Below are 21,439 nucleotides of genomic sequence, written 5' to 3'. Positions count from 1 at the left end.
TTCTAATCTAATACATTATTGACGTAATCATTAAGAAGACTAACTCCGCTTTGAATTGTTTTACTTAATCCCTTACCTAAATTATACAAATCCACACTGCCACTTACCTTTACTGGGCCGATCTTCCCACCAAGTCCAAAAGTTAAAAAATCTTTTGTAGTAAGTTTTAGGTCAGTTCCTTTACCTGTAACTATATCTCCATCAAAACCACCATTTTCTATTGATCCATCTACATTTAAATCCTTATCTATAGAAACATTTACATCCGCAACGTTAAAAGTTCCAAAAGCCGTTATATTTGAGTCACTATCTTTTGGCCCTATTTGAATACTTCCTTTTACATCGACTACCCTTATTTTGCCTTTTGCACCATCTTCATTAACTGAACCGCTTACTGAAATTGCATTTGCTTCTGCTCCAACCTTAGTAGGTCCTATATTTACATTTCCTCCTACACCTATTTTTCCTTTAGCTGATGCATTAAAATCAAAAACATCAGACAGTAATTGCTTTCCTTCTTCTATCAAATCAAGAGTTTCTTGAGAAGGGGTAAATGGCTCCAATTTTTTTACTGGTCCAGGAAGCGGGTTAAAATCTTGAGTTGGGTTTTCATCTCCACAACATTTTTGACTTCCTAAAGGCTTCATTCCATCAGGATCCAAGAAATAAATCGGATTATCAAACCCATAATTATAAGGAGAGTGCCTACGCATCTGCTCAGCAAAAGGATCCAAATTCATCCATCTACCTAATGCAGGATCATAATTCCGTGCTGTAATATCAACCCAACCTAAACCGATCTCGTCTTGCTCTTCTTTATTGGTAAATCCATACGCATGGTTTCTACCTCTAAGTACCTCATTATACCCCTTATGTGTTAACCCAAAGGGATAATAATTCTTTTCTTGTACAATCTCATTTTGGGTAATGCTGCCATCTTCGTTAGCATCCTTGTAGGATAACCTAATATTATCTAAATGATCCTTAAATTGATACACATACTTATACCCATCAGCTTCTTTTTCTACAATACCTTCAGCTTGATTAAAGAATTCTAGATTTCCATTTTTATAAACGAAACCACCTAAATACTCTGTATTTGTAATAGAACTTCCCTCTGTTACGATCTTTTTTTGTTTCGCTCCAGTGGCGTCGTAAATATAAGAAATACTTCCTGTACCTTCACTATTGCTTATAGAAACTGTTTCGGGTAAGTTTAAGTGATTATAGGCAATGGCTGATATCCCTTTGTTACGGTCTATGATCATGTTGCCATTATCGTCATACTCAAAATCATCATTGGTATTGGTGCCGTCTTTAAAACCATAGCCTTTGTTTCCAGTATCTACAACATTTTTAAGTTTGTTACCACTATGGTACTCATAGTCTAACACATCCATATTGCCAAATGTGGTAGCTGTAGCATTGGTGTGCCCTTTTCTATTTAATGTTAGGATGTTTCCAACTTTATCATAAGAAACACTACTTAGATCATATTTACCATCATTACTTGTTGCACTAAGAATACGATTTAAATGATCGTAGTTGTAATTGTAACTTCTGGTGATGTTGTCATTAGCTGTTCTCCAAGATGTTTTTGAGATATTTCCATTATATAAAGGATTGGTACCAGCATTATAATCAATAGCAAAACCAAAAATATCTCCATTGCTGGTTGTACCTTCATTAATACTTTTAAGCCATCCTCTAATATTGTATTTATAATCCACATCTTGTAATCCACCACCCACGTTTTTGGTGATTAGTTGCCCTAAGGCATCATAGCTGTTTTCTGCAATGGTTTCTTCTTGTCCATTTATGGATTGCGTTTGTTTAGTCACTCTCCCTGTATGATCATAGATAAAAGTATCGATCGTTACAATGGATGCATTATTACCTTTGGTATGTGTGGTTTTACTTTGTACTACTCTACCAGTAAAGTCCAATTGGGTCTCTATAATATCTGTAGCATCCAGATATTCATTTTTGTTGACTACATAGATTGGTCTTCCTTTACCATCATACCAGGTTACTGTAGTGATCCAATCATCAGTTCCTAATACGCGTACTTTGCTTCCTGTAGCCAGTGATCTTGTATTACTAGTTACCGCCTGACCAAATACACTTACTGGTGGTGGTGTAATCCCAGTCTTATCAAAACTATAATCATCGTAATAGTTAATAGTTAAGATTTCTAAGTTATTTGTTGGAAAAGCATTACTACTATACGAGATCTTAGCTCCGTTTACAGTAGTTTCTGCTCCTCTTTTTTCTATGGTTACGGGATCTGTAGTATTATTGATTTCTGTTTGTATGGTTTTTCTAGATCTGGTATCGGTATACTCTCCTGTATAAGCCACTCTACCATGAGCATCGTATTTGGTAAACAGCCAAGTATCGTCTACTGCCGACAAGGCATCCTGAGTTAAGATAGGACGATCTTGTTTGTCGTACACTATAGATTCTAATCCTTTACCTGGGATCTTCTTTTCAATCAATCGATTTCTGTAATCGTAACGATATTGATAACATAACTCGGCAAGCTCGGTGGCTGAAACACCATCTGTAATAGTCACCTTTGGAGAGATTACAAAGCTTAGATTATTGTATTTGTCATAGACATAATACGTATCATGGGCTTCTCCATTGTTATAGTTTCTTTTTAATACTACCTGATCTTGTTTGTCTTTGTATTCTCTGGTAGTATGATTATCTCCATCGGCTGGTGTCCAGTTTTCATCTTTGGTGATACTTACATACAACTCATTAGCAGCATAATATCCATTTTGATATAATTCTGGTTTTTCAGTATCACTATTTGTAAAAGTAACATCAAAACGTACTACTTCATTTGCCGTATTGTGTCTCCAATCAAATTTGATGGTATGATCAGCATCACTATTAGGGTCTACTTTCCAATCCTTACCTGGTGCTCCTTGCTCTAATGCTCTATTGAGTGGAGAATCCTCAAAAATCGTCTCACTATAGGCATTTACTTGTGCTGGGTTGGTAATCCCTGCAAAGTCCGCAGCATAGGTATCCAGATAATACTGGTTGATGTCGTTAGTAACATTTACTGTAGTATAGCTACCATTATTTGCTTTGGCAAAGGGTAAGTACTCCTTCGCTTGTCTACCAATCTCATCATACTCCATATGTGTGATGATGTCTGCTTCTGTTGGTGAAGCTTTAATCGCCGTTTGTTGTTTAGGTCTTCCTAACCCATCAAAATACGTTACTGTCTCGGTAACATCTTTGTTGTACTGTATCTCACTCGGAGATTCCATAGCTGTTTGATAGGTACGTGTAAATACATAGGTCTCTGTATCCGATAAGTTTAACGTATATGGAGAATATTCACATCCTTGATTTTCTCCAAATACTCCAGGACAGTTATCGGTATTGTCAGCTACATATCCTGTTGGAGCTATACACCCGGTTTGTATATCGGAAGGATCTCCAAAACCATCGTTATCCCCATCTCTATACCATTTTGTATTTGGATTGATAGTAGGATTGTCATCATTACAGTCATCACCATTAAGCACATAGTTATATGGATCTACAGGTGGAGCACTGCGGTAATACTTGATATTAGGATTACCAAAAGTATCATTGTCCCCATCTCTATAGAAATTCTTAGGAGCAATATTGGTGATATACTCGTCACCATCATCATGATCGTCTCCGTTTAACACATAAGTGTACTGGTCTACCGGTGCAGCACTGCGATAATATTTGATATTAGGGTTTCCATAGGTATCCGTATCTGCATCCCTATAAAAGTTCTTGGGAGCTATGTTGGTGATATACTCATCATTATCATTATAGTCATTTCCATTAAGTACATAAGCATACCCATCCGTTGGAGCTGCACTATAATAAAATCGAGCATTCGGATCTCCATAGGTATCGGTATCTACATCTCTATAGAAATTCTTGGGTGCAATATTGGTGATAAACTCAGTACTATCATTACGATCATTACCATTGGTCACATAAGTATATCCATCAGCTGGAGGAAAACTTTGATAATATTTGATATTAGGGTTTCCAAAAGTATCTCTATCCACATCCCTATAGAAATTCTTAGGTGGGATATTGGTGATATACTCATTCCCATCATTGATATCATCACTAGTTAGTACATACCCTAATGGCTGACCACACTGGGTTTTGGTAATCGAGGAATTTCCTCTACCATCTCTATCACCATCCTTATACCAAACCGTGTTGGGGTTGATATCGCCTTCTCCATCATCACAATCCAGATTATTGGTTACATATCCACCTGGACGAACACTACGGTATACTCGAGTAGCTGCTGCCGGGGAACCAAAGGTATCTGTATCTCCATCTTTATAAAAATAACGGGGTGGAATATTGGTGATATACTCATTACCGTCATTGATATCATCATTGTTACTTACATAACCTGAAGGCTGCATACATTGTTTTTTGGTGGAGTTTCTATTCCCTCTACCATCTCTATCGGCATCACGATACCAAACCTTGTTAGGATTAATCGAAGCATTACCATCATTACAATCATTACCATTAGTTACATAAGTATACCCATCACTAGGGGGAGCACTACGATAATACTTGATACTAGGATTTCCAAATCCATCTCTATCCACATCTCTATAATAGTTTCTAGGAGCTACATGAGTAATGTACTGATTGTTATCATCTCTATCATCACTATAACGCACATATCCAGAAGGCTTGGTACATTGTCTTTTGGTGGGACTGGTACGCCCTCTACCATCGCCATCAACATCACGATACCAAACTGTATTAGGATGAATAGATGGATCATTATCATTACAATCTCTTTTATCCAACACATAACCCGTTGCAGGAGAGGTTAACCAAGCACTGTTGGGGTTACCAAATCCATCACCATCATTATCATAATAATATCTGGTATCACCATCTAAACCAACTCCAATCTGAGCTGAAGCTGCAAACGAGCATAGCAATACCAATACTGTTAGTATATATTTATTGTTTTTCATCTTTTCTGATTTGTCGGTTAGTTTTTGTAGTGGTATTTGTTCTCTGAGATCAGATTGCCATCGGCATCCCGTACATATTGCAGACGATTAAAATCATCATACTCATAATATACCGTGTACCCTCTTGGATCTGTCATACTGGTCACTCCTACCATAGGATCATAGGTATAGGTAGTAACCATGGCATCTGCTGGTAATTCTACATGTAGCTTATTGAGCTCCGTACGTAAAGCACCCTCAGTACCCTGACTGCCCATTTTATGATCAGTATCCGAGTTTGATTTATTTTGAATCTCACCAACATATGCAGCTACTCCGCTATAGGTCATATTTTCAATCTTAGCTACCGGGTATTGGTGATCATATCCCCAGATATAGGCCATAGGTGTCCCATCTGCCTTGGCAACCTCAGTTGGATTACCGAAATTATCGTAAGATGTATATTTTACTCTAAGTTCTAAATCGTTACTTCCTTTAGCAGTCAGCACTTCTTCTGGAAGTAATACATTATTCCCCCAATCTTTATATTCGTTATGTACTTTAGAAAGCACTTCTTCAGTACCTCCCACCTGTTCTATAGTAATCACATCGATAGCTGCTGCAATTTGATGTTGATCGATTAGTTTTTGTTCTGTAACGGTTCGATTAGGAGCTGCTATATCTTGAGGATAAATCGTTTGGGTTTTGATGATTCTACCTTTACTATCCGTTACCTCTGTTCGGGTCTGTTGTAAGTGATCCGTATTATCATAGAAAAACTTCTCTGTGGTAGTTAATGGATTTTCTCCATTGCTATTGTACTGTTTGGTAGTGCGCTTACTCATCGTATGCCATTGGCGTAGTAACGAATATTGACCAATATGATATTGAGTATTTTGTAGGGTATATCCTGGATCATCTGCAAATCCCACTGAGATACTCCTTGCTTTTCGTACCGAATACACTATTGTTTCTTTATCTAGGCTTGTTTTATGAGTATATTCATTGGTTTGTTCCTGTACGATTTTAAAACCGTTGTTTTCTTTTTTATACGTCTTTTCTGAAAGCTTACGACCAAATCCAAAGAAATTGCTGTATGGTAATCCAGCAATATATTCTTCTCCAAAAACAGCGACGTTAGGAACAAGCAAAAAATCACTCTCAAATTCATGTAGTTTCAACCCTCCTTTAAAATCTTCTCCTAATTCTTCGATTACTTTATTATATCCAATATGGTATCCTTGTACTCCATACAAAGGGAAAGCGGTGTTTGAGGATATGGTGGTAGAACCACAAAGAGTTGCTTTATTCTCAGCATCATTAAACAATACAGTATTGGTATTGATATGTGGTTCTATGTTTCTGGCAATAGCCACCCCAGAATCACAATCCAGACAATCCATATTCCCATAATGGTATTTTTTGGTTTCAACCTTTCCATTACCATCCAATGTTTTTACTTCAGCAATACGCATCCCACCAACTGGAATTTTTTGTGTAGTCACAATAGGTAATTGATCAAAGTAAGTGAGCTTGATATTAGAAAGTGTATAGCCATTATTCAATCTGATCTTGAATCGATAGCGATGATCTTTTTGCAATTGCACGTATTTTCTCTTTGAAAAGTTTTGATTGGTAATTCCGTAGGCTACTCCCGGTATAGGGCTATTACCATGAACATCAGACTCATCAAAAATAGAAACCCCCACTTCTGTACCTGTAGTGATATCAAATACATCAATTACTGCAATATTAAAATTCAACGGATTTGTTGTATCTCCAATACCCTGGCTAAAATCATCCAGATTAGCACCAAAGCTCAACCATCCTTTATGAGTGTGGGGTATAACTGGTGTATCAAAACTACCGTTTGGATTGGTATTGGTGACATTTGCGATTTGATCTACGTAAGATGGATTTGTGGTCACTTCTCCGTAATATCCATGCCCTTCGTAACTAAACTCATTTTTACCTTTGGTGGGATATGTAATCCCTTTTATCATTCCAAAGTTTGCATGCGTAGAACTAGGACTGCGATCTGCTGCTTCCAAACCACTCAATGCGTTATAGAGCACAAAGTTTGCTGCTATCTTATCTATCGCCTCAGTAGGGATCAAATTACGATTGTCATCTTTACCATTATAAAATCCCCAATGATCCTGAGCGTATACAAAACGTGCAGGTAATTCTTCTGGATTATTATATTCAAAAGCATATGGTGATAATAGTGTCCCACTAGAAGAAATTTCGGTTACCTTGGATAGATAATATCTTGTATTAAAATAAGGTTCTTGCGTAAAATCTAAATTAGCTTTTGTACTAGATACCATATCATACTCCAAAGAAAAGCCCTTAATGGTAGTATCATGCTGGTTTTTAATTACGATTTCTTCTAGTTTATTAAAACCAGTTGGCATATTCGCTTTGGGGCTATAATTAAAAGTAATGCTTCCTGAATCTGTAGAACTAATTTGTGAGAGGTAAGAAGTATTCCCTTGTGCAATATTTAAAAATGCACTATCACTGCCACTTGAAATACAAGCATCAGAATCACGATAAAAACCATCTACTCGAGTTACACTTTGCGAAATACTTTGTTTATAAGTACTTGATGTAGAAGTGTAAGAAAAAGTGATTTCTTCTCCTGATGGATGTGTAATTTTGGTTAAATACCATGCAGAAGGCACAAGCGGCCTTACATCACCAGAATTAGCCTGATTTGTAGAAGAATATCTGGATTTTTCTATCGCATTAGTACCTCCAAAATAATAAACAATCCCACTAGGATCAGTAATTTTAAAATGATGCTCTGTACCTACATTCAGGATTTCCACTTTTACTGGGGAAGGTTCTAAGAAAATTATATTGCGATCTGTTATAAAAGGCGCATTATCATCTAGATAAAACTTACCACTAAAACCATTAAAGCTAAAGGAAAAAATATCCGGTTGGATATCGATCCCTTCAGGTCCCGGATCTGCTGCTGCTGAAGCATAGAAGAATCGAGCCACAGGATCATTTAAATCTACATCTTTTGCAGGGCGATACTGATTTTCATCTTTTTTCCCATATACCGATCGTGTAATGGCTCCCCCAGCCGATAAATTCCATCCTAATCCTACAGAAGAAGAATATTCATCAACTCGGATTCCATTAGAACTATAATCCAAACTCACAGGAATGGATAATGGTCCTGATGTAAATGTATAAATCGGAACACTTACCTGCGCGGTTCCTGTAAATAGCCCAACTGGTACTTGACCATATCGGGCAATGGATGCAGCCTCTGGTGAGACCGGAGTAACATCTGGTAATTCCTGAGCAGTGGCTATAGTGCATACCACCATCAGAAACAGTATGATTGATTGTTTCATTGTTGAAATGTTCATTTGATTTAGTTACTTAATTTTTGTTTTCTTTTATAAATAGTATTCGAATTCATACGCAAATCGAAAAAGGGATAAGAAGAGATTTCTTCTCTTTTTTGCTGCCTACCTAATAAACTTATCCCTTTGCGATTTGACCCACTAAATTCAAAATAACTGTCATTCAATTTTTCCTTTTTGTAATGCAACACTAATGCACATGAGTTTCAATATCCGACACTCATTATTTTTTGATATTCAATTGTAACAAGACTCATCAAAAAATCGCAAACAAAACTATCACCTTGTTTTCTTTTAACAATACAGAAATCTGTATTGTGAGTATTTTTTTTATAAAATGTATTGTTATAAGTTTTGTTCAAAGTGCTGGAAATTAGCTCATCAATCACTGGTGCAGATAGAGTAATCCTTTTAAAAGGGAATAGTTCTTCCATAGTAATCTCAAATGTTATTTTGGGTTTCTTTTTTTTGTTACGCGTGCAAACCTAATGTATTCTCTATTATCTTTTTAGGGGAAAAATACCCTTTTCGACAAAAGGAACAATCTACTAGACCAGGGGCATAGTTAATCTTATTACTTTAGATCGATAAGCTAGCTTTTCTAATAAAACTGCTTACACTATAACCCGTCAAAAACACTTCTTTGAGACACCCAGCATTACAAAAAGCACAAGTAGAGTTATGGATCCGGGATCGGGGAATCCCGAAATGGGACGATATCATCATATAAAAAATCGGTAATCATAGAAATAAGGTTTTATTGTGGAACTAATAGGGATTGAAGTTTACTTTTCTTAAAGACGTACTTTGACGGTATTATGCGCTACTCTGTTTATTTGGCATCTGCCGTTTTATAAGGCAGATCGATCTGATCAAATAACTCCAACAAAACAAATCGATTGGTTTTCGTATTTCGCTTCTTTACATGATTGTCTCTTAGAAAATCATCAAGGATATAAGCAATGTTAGTATCCTTAAAAGCTTCTTTAACTGTTTTGTTATCAAAAGGCATCATCTGATAATCATTATAAATGGTAAAATAGGTGCGCTCTCCTCCAAGAAAAGTTGGGTACTCAGATCTAAAGGTGTAGATCTGCAAATAATGACATTGATCCTCCAAATAACAATACGAATGACTACCCACTGGTAATACATTTTTAATGTCATACGCCTTTTCAATAGTCCTTTCTATACTTTTATATTCAATGGGAGAACTCTCTTCGATAAGTAATGATTCTATTTTATAGAGAATATCATAGGCATCGATCTTAGTCATGCCATCAAATTGCTTCACGCATTTCTTTAAAATTTTATCCTGATAAGTAGTCATATACTAAAAGGGTTATAGATTAGTAATATGCATAGGATATGACGATAGTATTTAAAGAAGATATACTGGCACTTTTCTTCAATACTCTGAAATAATAACAAATGGGGTGTTCACTAAAAAACAGGCAGAAACTTGACGAGCCAAAATAGCGATTTCAAAGTATGGTCTATCTCCTTAAAAAATGCCAGATATCTCTTTGCTTATGGGGTACACAAACTAAACTGTATTGTTATAAAGTAATTTCATTTTGGGTGCGTTTTATGATTCGTATTTTTAAACTAACCGATCTTAATTGTTTTTTTCGGATGTTCCATCCAAATACTATTGTTATTAGATTTTTTATGCTGCAATTCTGATTTAATAATATCTAGTATAAGCTCCACAACTCTTAGGTATGTATATAATCTTGTGCTTATAAATCCTTTCACTTTGCCGTTTATGAAATTTTTATTAGAAACGTCAAGGCGATTATATATAGGATTAGTAGATAATATTTCTAATGCTTTCTGATACTGTCTGGTCAGTAATGAACCACCTAGTTTTTCATGTAAGCTATGATAGTGTTGGTCAGACTGTAGCATTCTTTTATAAATAATAGTATTTACGGCTCGTTCTGTATTTATCCCTTTTTCAAACAACACTACTATCCATCCATATAACGTAGTCTCATAAATACAACCATTTGCAAGGTTTTTTACAAATTTAGTGCTATCAATATTCATTGCTCGCACCACTGAAAGTATATATCTGTATTTATTTATGTTCTGCTTGCTCATCTTTTCATACTATAATCATCCTCTAGACCTAGGTATTTGTCAATTATTTTTTGAAAATAATTGTCGATCTTTTGGATTTCTGTTTTGTTTAATTTTCTGTTATATTTTAAAAACTTGTAAATATTCCCTCTTGAAAAGCCGAGTTTTCTTTCAAAAGGTAATATAGAGAGGATGTCGCTCAGCTCTACGAGTATCATTTCCACCCGCTCTCTTTGGCTTTTTTTCATAATGATAAATTACAATAGTTAACCTCGAGAAACTTAAATGGGGTGTAGTTCTCATATTAAATCTAATCTATACTTCAAATACATGTTAAGATTAGTCAAAACAATCTAAGTGTAATATGCTCTCAAATAGCTTAAAATTTTCTTACATTTGTTATAGGAGAGCATACAAATATAAGAATATTTTCTTTATTTGAAAATATTTAATAGATTTTTTTCTTATGATCACAAAAAGATTGGGGCAATATATCACAACGAAGGGCATAAGTTTTTATCAGTTTGAGAATACTATTAATGCGAGTAGAGGAAGTATTTCAAAGGCTGTTAAATACAACAAAAATATTGGATCAAACGTAATAGAAAATATTCTTAATAATTTTACAGATTTAAATCCAATTTGGCTGTTAACTGGTAGTGGTGCCATGTTTATAGATCCGGAATTACAAGAAAAAAAGAAACAAAAAGGAAATCAATCCAAAAATCTTGATGATTTTGATAAATTAGAGATTATTGACTATGTTTCCGATAATATTGATGATTTTCGGAATTACAGTAGTTTTAAAAAGCTTACTAAACTTTTATTTGCTGACGAAGAAATTGGATCTGTTATGAAGGATATCAAACAGCTAAAGAAACAAGTTTCTAAATTGGCTAGGGAGTCTCACTGAAAAACTATTTAATTCTTTTATCTATTCTCAGTTTCAACAACTCACGCTCGAAAAGAAGTGTCTTTAATCTATCTTTCTTTTTCAGATATTCATTTTCTAAATCTTGCTCCAAATCTTTATCTAAGTCATTATAATCTTCATCATATATTCGATTTGTATTTTTTAACTTATCTAATATTTCTTTTCTTTTTTTCTTATCCATAACCTTCAGTCTCTTATTCCTCAACAACTTTTTCAAAAGTTTGATAAACTCTATAATCTACTTTTTCTTTTTCTGCGTCAGCTACCGACTTAATTTCATGCTTGTCTAAGTTTTTAAATAATTTAGCTCTAAGCAGCACTGTTAAGCCAATTAATTCTCGCACCTCAAATCTACGGTACGCAAGAGATTTAGATATAAAGTAAAAACCGAAAGATAGAATTACGGAAGAGATCATTAAAATATTATAATAAGTGCTTTGTTCAAAGTCATACTTATTTGGATCAAAAGGCCATAGAGTCCATAAAATGAAATAAAGTGCGGTAAATTGAAAAGCCACTCCCACAATAAAACTACCTTTTTTTACAAAGGAATCAACGGCAAATCGAGAAAAAAAAATGAGTACAAAAGAGCAAATAAAAAGGGCTATGGGCAATCCTATTGCATATAAAAAACGTCTAAAATTAGTAAAACCAATAAATTGATATTTTTGCCATAATACTTCCTTTTGTTCTTTATAATAGTCTATACTAATATCTCCTTTTTTAAAACTTTCTTCTAATTCAATTTTTTCAATAGCAGTTTTTGGATAGAGTATGTGTATAAAAGGTGCTGCACTTCCAAGCACAGCACCTATAATTATGGAAATTACTATTAATTTAACCTTTGTTCCCTCGATCACCGGGGTCTTCGACTTCTGGTCTTTCGATGGCCTGAATATTCCATTCATCTTCTTCAATGTTTTGCGTTTCTTCATTTATGTCAGAGGGTTCACAACTCTCTAAAAAGCATACGCCTAAAAATAGAAAAAGAATTTTCAAAAAGGATAATTTACGATTCATAATTAATCAGATTTTTTATTTAATACTAGGTTTTTACTTTGGCAGCATACGACGTAAGCTGTTGATTTACAAGATCAAAGCTAAGGTATAATTAAGGAAAAATTAGTAGGATTTTTCTTGTTTTTTCTGACTATTTTTGTGCTCAAAAAAACGTAAATCTGGGGGTTCCCAGAGGTTTATAGAGTGAAGGGTTACACCAATTCCAAAGTAAAAACGTCAGATTTGGTATTTACGATAGAAAAAAAAGCAACATTTAGTCATGTAACTATTTGGTAGACAGATACATAACCATAAATAAATTACGGTAATACCATAATTAATATTATGGGTTTCCGTAAAATCTAAATTAAAATAATTTATTATTTATTGTTTTAAAAAAAAATCCAAAGTAGTTTAAGTAGTCCTTAAATTGTGTTTTATAATAGGAAGCAATTACTAGAAATATCTACAGCATCAAAGTTTTGTTTTAATAAGGCGATATTGTCTTTTTCTTCTTCCAAATTTTATCTTACTTTTAAATTGCATATCAGCAGCAGAATATTAATCAGTGTAGATATGGGGTCAATAAAAGGATGAATAAATAATTATGGAGGAAAATAAGCGTAAATATTTAGAACTAATAGACAACAATATCGAAAAACATGGTTTTCATGTGACTTATATTAGAGAGGAAATAGATTTCACACCTTTTGGTTATTCAACGGGTTTATATAGAAACTTCGGTATTCCAGAAGTTTTTGTTTCGGGATTACCGAATGGTTTGACGAATACGCTAATCACTAATTATGCTGAAATTTTTAAGGATAAATCGATTCCATTCAATAAAAAACTGAACAATCTAATTGATAGGTTTTTAGTTTATTTAATTCCGGTTGAATCCTCATTACTCCAGGATAAAGTATTGGCCTCCTTAAGACTTTATGATGGAAACAGTTTTGATTCTGTTCAAATAATTTATCCGGATTTAAATGGCTTTTTTCCAGGTGATAAAGGTTACGATTATGACATGGAAATATTTGGGAAGATAAAAGAAAAAAATGCATAATACTTTATATGAAACAATAGACACCCAACTGCAGGCAATATTTCATAATTAGCTGTTAAAAGTTTAAAAAACGATTAGTTGTTTTAAAAGAGATAATTATATATAACATGTTAGATAAGTTTGAAGAGCTCATCTATTAGATGGTATGGATCTATTAGAAGAAGAACCATCTGAAAAACATTTGTATGATTGTAAACTTACTGATGAGGATTGGGGTGCAAAAGGTTGTATCTGTCCTGGAGCTTATGTGTATAGAAAATATTTGTCAATTGGATTAAGTGAAGAAGAAGCTAAATTAATTTCAGATTATGTTGAATTTGGATCTGTAATGGAAGAACGGAAAAGAATCAAAGCAGAAAAAATATATGAAAAGCACAAATTTTTAAATGTCAAAATGCTAGTAAAATAATGAAAGTATGGAAATAAATAAAGGATATAAAGTAGGGTTTTCCTTAAATCCTTAATATCCTAATTATTTGTTAATAACTGTATCTATCTTTTTGTTGCCTTTTTTCCTTTTTTTTAGATTAGACAAACATTGTCAAGTCAAAATCTCTCTAATAATGGCATTTGGAAATCATATAAGAAAGTTAAGAGAAAAGAGGCAGTTATTGTTACGTGAAGTTGCTTCACAAATGAATATTGATACTGCTTTATTAAGTAAAATTGAAAGAGGAACTCGCATAGCTAGAAAAGAACAAGTAGAGGATTTAGCTAAAGCATTAAATGAAAGTGAAAATGAGTTACTTAAATTATGGATGGCAGATAAAATTGTCAATATGATTAAAGATGAAAATAACAGTACGGAAATCCTCAAAAAAGTAAAAGAAGAAATTAAGAACTTAAAAAACTAATCATATCAATAGATGAATCTAATTGAACAAGGAATAAAAAAAAGGTTAATAGAAATTCTTAATGATGGAAAACAAGTTAACTACATCCATCAAGGGAAAAAAAGAAATCTCACTAATCCCGAAGAAGAAGTGCAACTTGAAACCTTCTTAAAATTGGTTTTGGTTTATGGGTATCCTGTAGAAAGGATTGCTCAATTTAAAACGGTAACGATGGCTTCAACAACAAAAGAAGCAGATATTATTGTTTATAATGATATTGAGCATACCAAACCTCATATAGTTGTAGAATGTAAAAAAGCAGAAGTTTCTGAACTTGAATTTTTACAAGCTGTAGAACAAGCCGCAAGTTATGCGTATGCGCTTTCAGGTACTATAAAATATATTTGGATTACATCAGGCATCAAAGATGCTAGTTTTAGAATAGATAAAGATAGTAACGATAAACAAACTGTTCCTAATATACCAAGATTTGGTGTTACTGATGTTGAGAAATATAAATATGCAAAAGGTGGTAGAATTGGAAATGAAGAGGTTGGGGACGATTCTGTTAAGCAACGTTTTTTTGAATTAGAAATAATTGATGAAAATGATTTAACAACAAGGTTTAAGCAAGCTCATAATTCTCTTTGGGCTGGTGGCGAATTAAACCCTTCTGAAGCATTTGACGAGTTAGATAAACTCATTTTTTGCAAAATTTGGGACGAAAGAAAACCTCGTAGAAATGGAGAACCTTATGATTTTCAGGTATTCAATGAACCAATTCCAAAAAATGCTACTAAAGAGGAAAAAGAAAAGATCGAAGAAAAAATATCAAAAGATTTATATAAAAGAATCTTATCTATATATGATGTAGGAAAAACTAAAGACCCAGAAGTATTCAAAGATGGTATTCGTTTGAACCACACAAAAGTAAAAACAGTTGTAGGTTATTTAGAATCCATTAATTTAAGTGCTACTGATTTAGACAGTAAAGGTAAGGCTTTTGAGACTTTTATGGGTTCATATTTCCGTGGTGATTTTGGTCAGTACTTTACCCCAAGACCCATTGTAGAATTTATTGTAGATGTTTTACCTATTACAAATGAAAGTAGAGTTTTAGACACCTCTTGTGGTAGTGGTGGGTTCTTATTATATGCTTTAGATAAGGTTAGAGACCAGGCAGGAGAATATTATCCAGACCAAATTGGAGACCCAAACAAGGGGATTCCAGAAGGTAGAGACCACCATAGGCATTGGCACGATTTCGCTAAAGAAAAATTGTTTGGAATCGAAATAAACGAGCAAATTGCACGTACTGCTAAAATGAATATGATTATTCACGATGATGGTCATACCAATGTAATAGCATCAGATGGTTTATTGGATGCAGAAGTAATGGTACAGCGTTCAGGTCGTCAAGGCTTTCAGTATAATTCTTTTGATTTCATAATCACTAATCCACCTTTTGGTTCATCCGTAAAGCTTAATGAAAAGGCGTATTTGAAGAATTTTGATTTAGGTAATAAAGATGTTTCTTGGTTAGATTTAAAGAACTCTGCGGTAAAAAATAGAGCAAACCAAAGTACAGAAGTATTGTTTATTGAACAGTGCTATAAGTTTTTAAGAGAAGGGGCTTACTTGGCTGTTGTTATACCTGATGGTATTCTAACCAATAGTAGTTTACAATATGTAAGAAATCAAATAGAGGATTGGTTTAGGATTGTGGCAGTCGTATCTATGCCTCAAACAGCTTTTTCGCATACAGGTGCAGGTGTTAAGAGTTCTGTATTGTTTTTAAGAAAATGGAGTAACGTTACAACTCAAGCAATAAAAGACCAGAAATGGGGTATTCAAACTGCAATTATTGCGGATGAATCTTATGAAGATAAAGTAAGAACTATAGAAACAGAAAAACGTACCATAATCAGAGAACATAATGGTTTTGTAAATGAAACTGGTTTAACTGATGTTAGAGCTATTGAAAAAACTGATGAGTTTAAAGATTGGAAAAAGGAAATTACGGATACTTATCGTCAAAAAATTAATGACCTAAAAGATAGTTTAGAAGAAGAACTGATAGAGCGCAAACAAGAACAACTTAATAATTATAAAGTTTTTATGGCCATAGCCGAGGATATAGGCTATGATGCAACAAATAGACCTACAGGAAATAATGAGTTAATACCAATAGGTAAAGAGCTTAAAAAATTTATTACTCATATTAATGGATCTGAAATAATATGAATATGACATTAAGTAGCGAATCAGTTTTTTTTCTTGATAAATCTGAAATGGATGATAGAATGGACCCAATCTATTATTTGATGAAGAGTAGATTAATTGATAATTTCAAATATCCGTTATCTAAATTAGGTCATTCATTTATTATAAAAGATGGAGACCACGATGCTTTACCAGAAGACGCCAAAGATAGAGTAAATAGAACTCGTAGATATTTAAGAGCGCAAGATTTAAAAGATAATACAATTATTGAAGAACGTCCGGTTTATGTTACTGAAGAGTATTTTCAGAGCGTAAAACGTTGTCATATTTTCCCAGGGGATTTATTATTTTCCATTATGGCATCATTAGGGGCTACAGCTATTGTACCCCAAAGCTATCCAGTATGTACTGCTAATAGAGCAATTGGTATATTAAGGGCGAAACCTGACTCTGTGTTTATTCCAGAATATGTTCAAGCAATTTTAAATACCAATTTAGGTTTTTCTTTATTAGAAATTCAAAAACGAGGTGGTATTCAACAAAGAATTAATTTATCAGACCTTTATCACATAAAAATACCTAAACCAAGTTTTGAAGAGCAAAATCACATAATTTTTGTTTATAATTCTGGACTTTTAAGAAAAACAGAATTAGTAAATAAAGCAAATACCGTAATTGGTTCTATCAGTAGTTTAGTATTAGAAAAGTTAAAATTGAAGTTTCCAAAAAGAAGCAACAATTTAGCAGATAGAATGTTTGAAGTTAACTATTCGACTATAAGAGACGGTCGTTTAGACCCTTTTTATTCAGAGAATATCTATCAAGAGCTTTCCGATAATATCAATGAATCAATAAACCCAACAAAATTAATTGACGTCATTTCTTTTTTAGAGAGTGGTAGTAGGCCACCTGGAGGCGCATCAAATATTTCCGAGGGTATTTTAAGTTTTGGAGGTGAGCACGTAAATAATAAATGTGAAATAGAGGTAAAAAAAGAAAAATTTATCCCAGTTGAGTATCACAAGAAAAATTTAAAAACTGAAACTAAAATGTATGATATTATTTTAGTTAAAGACGGTGCTACAACAGGTAAGATAGGTATTATAACAAATCCTGAACACGTTGGACAAAATGTTAATGAACACGTTTATATTATTCGCACAAACGAAAAATGTAACCCCTTTTATTTACTGAATTATTTGGCTTCCGATGTCGGGCAACTTCAAATTAAAAGAATTATTACAGGAGCTACTGTAACTGGGTTAACTAAAGATGTGGTAAAAAGGTTAATAATACCATTACCCTCAATTGAAATTCAAAAGGAACTAGTTATAGAAATAAATAAAAGACGTGAAGAAGCTGATGCATTATTTAAAGAGGCAAAAAATGTTATAATAGAAGCTAAAGCAGAAGTCGAAAACTTAATCTTGGGGAATAATGTATAAAGTTAAAGTACAAATACATCACGAGGAAGCGTTACCATCACAATTTATTTGGCGTCCATTATCTGACGAAATTGGAGAAGAATATAATCTTTCAGAAGAGGATGTTAAGGAGTTTTTTTCTATTCAACAACAAATTGTATTACCAAACAAAACCTTTGTAACTGTTTTTACTGTAGATTTTCCTGAACTAGAGGTTAGAGATACAGACCCAAGAGAAGTCTTTTTATCTTATCTCAATTCATTGTATCAGGAAGGAAGAATAATTTCATTGCTAAAAGTAAATGATGAGCTATTAAAAAAACTTGCAGTTAAGTATTACGAGGAAATTATTGAGTTAGAAATGGATTTAAGAAATGTAATAACCTACATTCTTAACTACGACAATAAAAGAATAAACAAAGAACTTTTTAAAGAATTTGGTATTCGACCTTCCGAAGCATTCAATGATGATTTTATAGAACAAAACCACGAAAATGGATTATTTTATATTTTGTTTAATCACTATGCAAGCTTTACTGAACCCCAAAAGATTAAGGCAGATAAGATCGCAGAATTGTTGCAGGATGTGAGCATCCAATCATTTGACAATTTCAAGCAGAAATTAGCTAGTAGAGCAATTTCAGAAGAAAGACATCTATCATTTTTATATTCCATTAACCAAAAATTAGGGGCAGTTGAGAAAATGCGTAACGCAATTATGCACGTCCGTAATCTTTCAAAAAACATAATTAACAATTACGATAAAGCAGTTAATACTTATCAAAATGATAAGGGAGTTAACGACCTTATTAAAGAGTTTTGGGATAGTGAAAATGATGAGTTAAAGGAAAAAACTTGGTTTGAAATAGTTAAATCCTTAATTCCTCGTATTGTGTTTCCTAAAGCTACTATGGATGACGGTCAGACATTTTATAAAGTAGATGATGATGAAGTAGATTATGGTTTAGAAGAAGGGTATATAGGTTTGGAAGATTTAAAAAGTGATTTAATTCCTTACCTGCAAGACAAAATTGTTATTAATGATTTAGATACAGAAACAGAAGAATTTGAACAAAAGATAGAGGTTATAATAGATAACCTTTTAGGAGAAATAGAAATAATATCTGTCGAGGAAGAAGAATAATTATATGGAAGCAACCCAAGCACAACTCATAAGCCTTTTAGATGGTAAAAAGCAATTTACAATTCCTATTTACCAACGTACCTATTCGTGGCATCAAAAACAATGTTACCAATTATTTCAAGACATTATAAAAGTTGGTAGTAACACATCAGAGTTAACGCATTTTATCGGTTCTATTGTTTATTTTAAACCAGGTACATCGCCAGTCACAAGTGTACCAGAATTGCTGGTAATAGATGGACAACAAAGATTAACAACAGTTTCAATATTATTATTAGCACTCACACATTTTCTTAAAGACAATGAAGATGTAGAACTTGAAGATGAAACTTGGGAAGAGGTACAGGAAACCTATATAGTAAATAAGCATCGTAAAGATGATACAAAGTACAAGTTACTGCTTACCAAAAAAGATAAGGACACATTAAAAAACCTTATTGATGAGGTTAAAAATGATGATTCTGCTTCTCAAAGAGTTATAGATAATTACCACTTTTTTAAACAACAAATTACTGCTGATAACGTGCAGCAATTATATCACGGTATTAAAAAATTACAAATAGTTGATGTGATTTTAGAACGTGGTAAAGACGACCCACAACTCATATTTGAAAGTCTTAATTCTACGGGTGTAGATTTAACCCAAGCCGATTTAATTCGCAATTACATCCTAATGGGGCAAACACTTGAAAAGCAAAATGAGCTTTACTTGAAGTATTGGTATCCTATGGAAAAGAATTTTGGGGAGAAAATACATTTATTGGCTTGGTTTATTAGAGACTATCTCACAATGAAGGAAAATGCTATTCCAAAAATAGATGAAGTATATGAGAAGTATAAAAAATTCATTAGCAATAAAAGAGCTTTTGCGTCTATTGATGAAACTATAAAAAGTTTAAATCGATATGGAGATTTTTATGTCCGCATAGCATTACATAAGGAATCAGACCCAATACTAAAATCTAAATTCAAAGAAATATCAAAATTGCGTATTGATACATCATTTCCATTATTATTAGCTATTTATGGCGATTATGATGATGAGGTAATTACTAAAGATGAGTTTATAACGATTCTTGATGCAATCATTTCTTATGTATTCAGAAGAGCAATATGCGGCATACCAACAAACAGTTTAAATAAAACGTTTGCAACATTTTATAAACGCTTAAAACGTGAAACCTATGTTGAATCTTTTCTAGCTAATTTATTACTCTTAAATAGTTACAGAAGAATACCAGACGACACAGAGTTTGAGAAAGCATTAAAAGTTAAGGATGTATATAACTTTAGAACAAGAAATTACTTGTTAGAATCTTTAGAAAATTATAAACGTAAAGAATTGGTTAATGCCGAAAACTATACCATCGAGCATATACTACCTCAAAATGAAAATGTCCCTATAGCTTGGCAACAAGAATTAGGCGAGAATTATAAAGAGGTTAAAGCTAAATATTTACACACATTAGGAAATCTAACACTTACAAGGTATAATTCTGAATTATCTGATAAATCATTTTCTATAAAAATGGATTTAGAAGGAGGCTTTAAAATGAGTCCATTATTTCTAAATAATTCGGTCAGAGATAAAACCGTTTGGAATGAAACCAGTATTAAAGCAAGAGCCAAAGTATTGGTTGAAAGAGCGGTTAAGGTTTGGAAGATACCTACTTTATCTCAAGAAGTGTTAGATATTTATCGTGAACCCGAGACAGTAAATGAAGAAAGTATTTACACCATTGATGATTACGACCATTTAAATGGCGGTATGTTATCACTATATCAAGTCCTTGAAAAACGAATATTAAATTTAGATTCAAGTGTTAGAGTAGAATTTAAAAAACTATATATAGCGTTTAAGGCTTCAACTAATTTTGTGGATATAGTACCTCAAAAAAGAAGATTGCGCTTGTCTCTAAATGCAAATTTTGATGAAATTAAAGACCCTGATAACTTATGTAAAGACGTATCTGGTTTAGGACGTTGGGGTAATGGTGATGTTGAGGTAGGTGTAGACAATCAAACCAATTTAGATGCTGTAATGACTTTAATACAGCAAGCTTTGGATTTACAATTAGAAAATGAATAATATGTTTGTTTGGATGAAATAGTAATTTTAAGTAAAATATTAAACAGGTACTCTATTATGGAGTACCCATTTGAAGTACCTATTTGTAGGTATATGCAGGTATTTGCGTACTCCAATATTTGTAAAGCACTAATAAGCAAGAGGTTGTGAAGGTGTAAAATTCTGCTCATAACCCGAAGGTCGCAGGTTCGAGTCCTGCTCCCGCTACTAGAAAAGCTAAAGCATTGAATTTAAATGTTTTAGCTTTTGTTTTTTC

General features: G+C 33.2%; 15 protein-coding genes. 8 read left to right on the top strand and 7 right to left on the bottom strand.

The window, feature by feature from the left end:
- Positions 1-2: 2 nt before the first annotated feature.
- The 4 genes from ACXAGJ_RS20420 to ACXAGJ_RS20405 form a co-directional block, all read right to left on the bottom strand.
- Complete coding sequence (locus tag ACXAGJ_RS20420; RefSeq protein WP_474842447.1) at positions 3-5,021, bottom strand: DUF6443 domain-containing protein; 5,019 nt, start codon at positions 5,019-5,021, stop codon at positions 3-5.
- A 17-nt stretch (positions 5,022-5,038) separates the two neighbouring features.
- Complete coding sequence (locus ACXAGJ_RS20415; protein ID WP_474842445.1) at positions 5,039-8,374, bottom strand: RHS repeat domain-containing protein; 3,336 nt, start codon at positions 8,372-8,374, stop codon at positions 5,039-5,041.
- A gap of 844 nt (positions 8,375-9,218) precedes the next feature.
- The gene (locus ACXAGJ_RS20410; RefSeq protein ID WP_474842443.1) at positions 9,219-9,716 is read right to left on the bottom strand and encodes a hypothetical protein; all 498 of its coding nucleotides are present in this window, start codon (positions 9,714-9,716) and stop codon (positions 9,219-9,221) included.
- 278 nt (positions 9,717-9,994) lie between these two features.
- On the bottom strand, positions 9,995-10,492 hold the full coding sequence (locus tag ACXAGJ_RS20405) for a hypothetical protein (protein ID WP_474842441.1): 498 nt from the start codon (positions 10,490-10,492) through the stop codon (positions 9,995-9,997).
- Between the two features lie 445 nt (positions 10,493-10,937).
- Between ACXAGJ_RS20405 and ACXAGJ_RS20400 the strand changes: the two genes are divergently transcribed.
- Complete coding sequence (locus tag ACXAGJ_RS20400) at positions 10,938-11,384, top strand: hypothetical protein (protein ID WP_474842439.1); 447 nt, start codon at positions 10,938-10,940, stop codon at positions 11,382-11,384.
- 4 nt (positions 11,385-11,388) lie between these two features.
- Here the strand turns inward: ACXAGJ_RS20400 and ACXAGJ_RS20395 are convergent, their stop codons facing one another.
- From ACXAGJ_RS20395 to ACXAGJ_RS20385, 3 genes are read right to left on the bottom strand one after another with little or no spacing between them, the layout of a single operon-like run.
- Positions 11,389-11,586, bottom strand: a complete 198-nt coding sequence (locus tag ACXAGJ_RS20395; RefSeq protein ID WP_474842438.1) for a hypothetical protein — start codon at positions 11,584-11,586, stop codon at positions 11,389-11,391.
- Positions 11,587-11,599: 13 nt separating this feature from the next.
- On the bottom strand, positions 11,600-12,211 hold the full coding sequence (locus tag ACXAGJ_RS20390) for a hypothetical protein (protein ID WP_474842436.1): 612 nt from the start codon (positions 12,209-12,211) through the stop codon (positions 11,600-11,602).
- Between the two features lie 31 nt (positions 12,212-12,242).
- The gene (locus tag ACXAGJ_RS20385) at positions 12,243-12,425 is read right to left on the bottom strand and encodes a hypothetical protein (RefSeq protein WP_474842435.1); all 183 of its coding nucleotides are present in this window, start codon (positions 12,423-12,425) and stop codon (positions 12,243-12,245) included.
- A gap of 586 nt (positions 12,426-13,011) precedes the next feature.
- Between ACXAGJ_RS20385 and ACXAGJ_RS20380 the strand changes: the two genes are divergently transcribed.
- From ACXAGJ_RS20380 to ACXAGJ_RS20350, 7 genes are all read left to right on the top strand, one after another.
- A complete protein-coding gene (locus ACXAGJ_RS20380; protein ID WP_474842433.1) occupies positions 13,012-13,470 on the top strand; it encodes a DUF4262 domain-containing protein in 459 nt (152 codons plus the stop codon).
- Positions 13,471-13,615: 145 nt separating this feature from the next.
- Positions 13,616-13,879 carry a hypothetical protein gene (locus ACXAGJ_RS20375; protein WP_474842431.1) on the top strand — a complete coding sequence of 88 codons (264 nt, stop codon included), beginning with the start codon at positions 13,616-13,618 and terminating at the stop codon, positions 13,877-13,879.
- 154 nt (positions 13,880-14,033) lie between these two features.
- Positions 14,034-14,324 (top strand): helix-turn-helix domain-containing protein, encoded by a 291-nt coding sequence (locus ACXAGJ_RS20370; protein WP_474842429.1) that lies wholly within the window; start codon positions 14,034-14,036, stop codon positions 14,322-14,324.
- A gap of 12 nt (positions 14,325-14,336) precedes the next feature.
- The gene (locus ACXAGJ_RS20365) at positions 14,337-16,547 is read left to right on the top strand and encodes a type I restriction-modification system subunit M (protein WP_474842427.1); all 2,211 of its coding nucleotides are present in this window, start codon (positions 14,337-14,339) and stop codon (positions 16,545-16,547) included.
- A 2-nt stretch (positions 16,548-16,549) separates the two neighbouring features.
- Positions 16,550-17,971, top strand: coding sequence for a restriction endonuclease subunit S (locus tag ACXAGJ_RS20360; protein WP_474842425.1), 1,422 nt, complete (start codon positions 16,550-16,552; stop codon positions 17,969-17,971).
- On the top strand, positions 17,964-19,094 hold the full coding sequence (locus tag ACXAGJ_RS20355) for a hypothetical protein (RefSeq protein ID WP_474842424.1): 1,131 nt from the start codon (positions 17,964-17,966) through the stop codon (positions 19,092-19,094). Before ACXAGJ_RS20360 ends, ACXAGJ_RS20355 begins: the two co-directional genes overlap by 8 nt.
- Before the next feature lie 4 nt (positions 19,095-19,098).
- Positions 19,099-21,183 (top strand): GmrSD restriction endonuclease domain-containing protein, encoded by a 2,085-nt coding sequence (locus ACXAGJ_RS20350; RefSeq protein ID WP_474842423.1) that lies wholly within the window; start codon positions 19,099-19,101, stop codon positions 21,181-21,183.
- The last annotated feature ends 256 nt before the right edge of the window (positions 21,184-21,439 follow it).

It is taken from the genome of Aquimarina sp. AWH4_224 (assembly GCF_056160245.1).
Note: the sequence above shows the minus strand (reverse complement) of the source record. Positions and strands in the feature narration are given on the sequence as shown.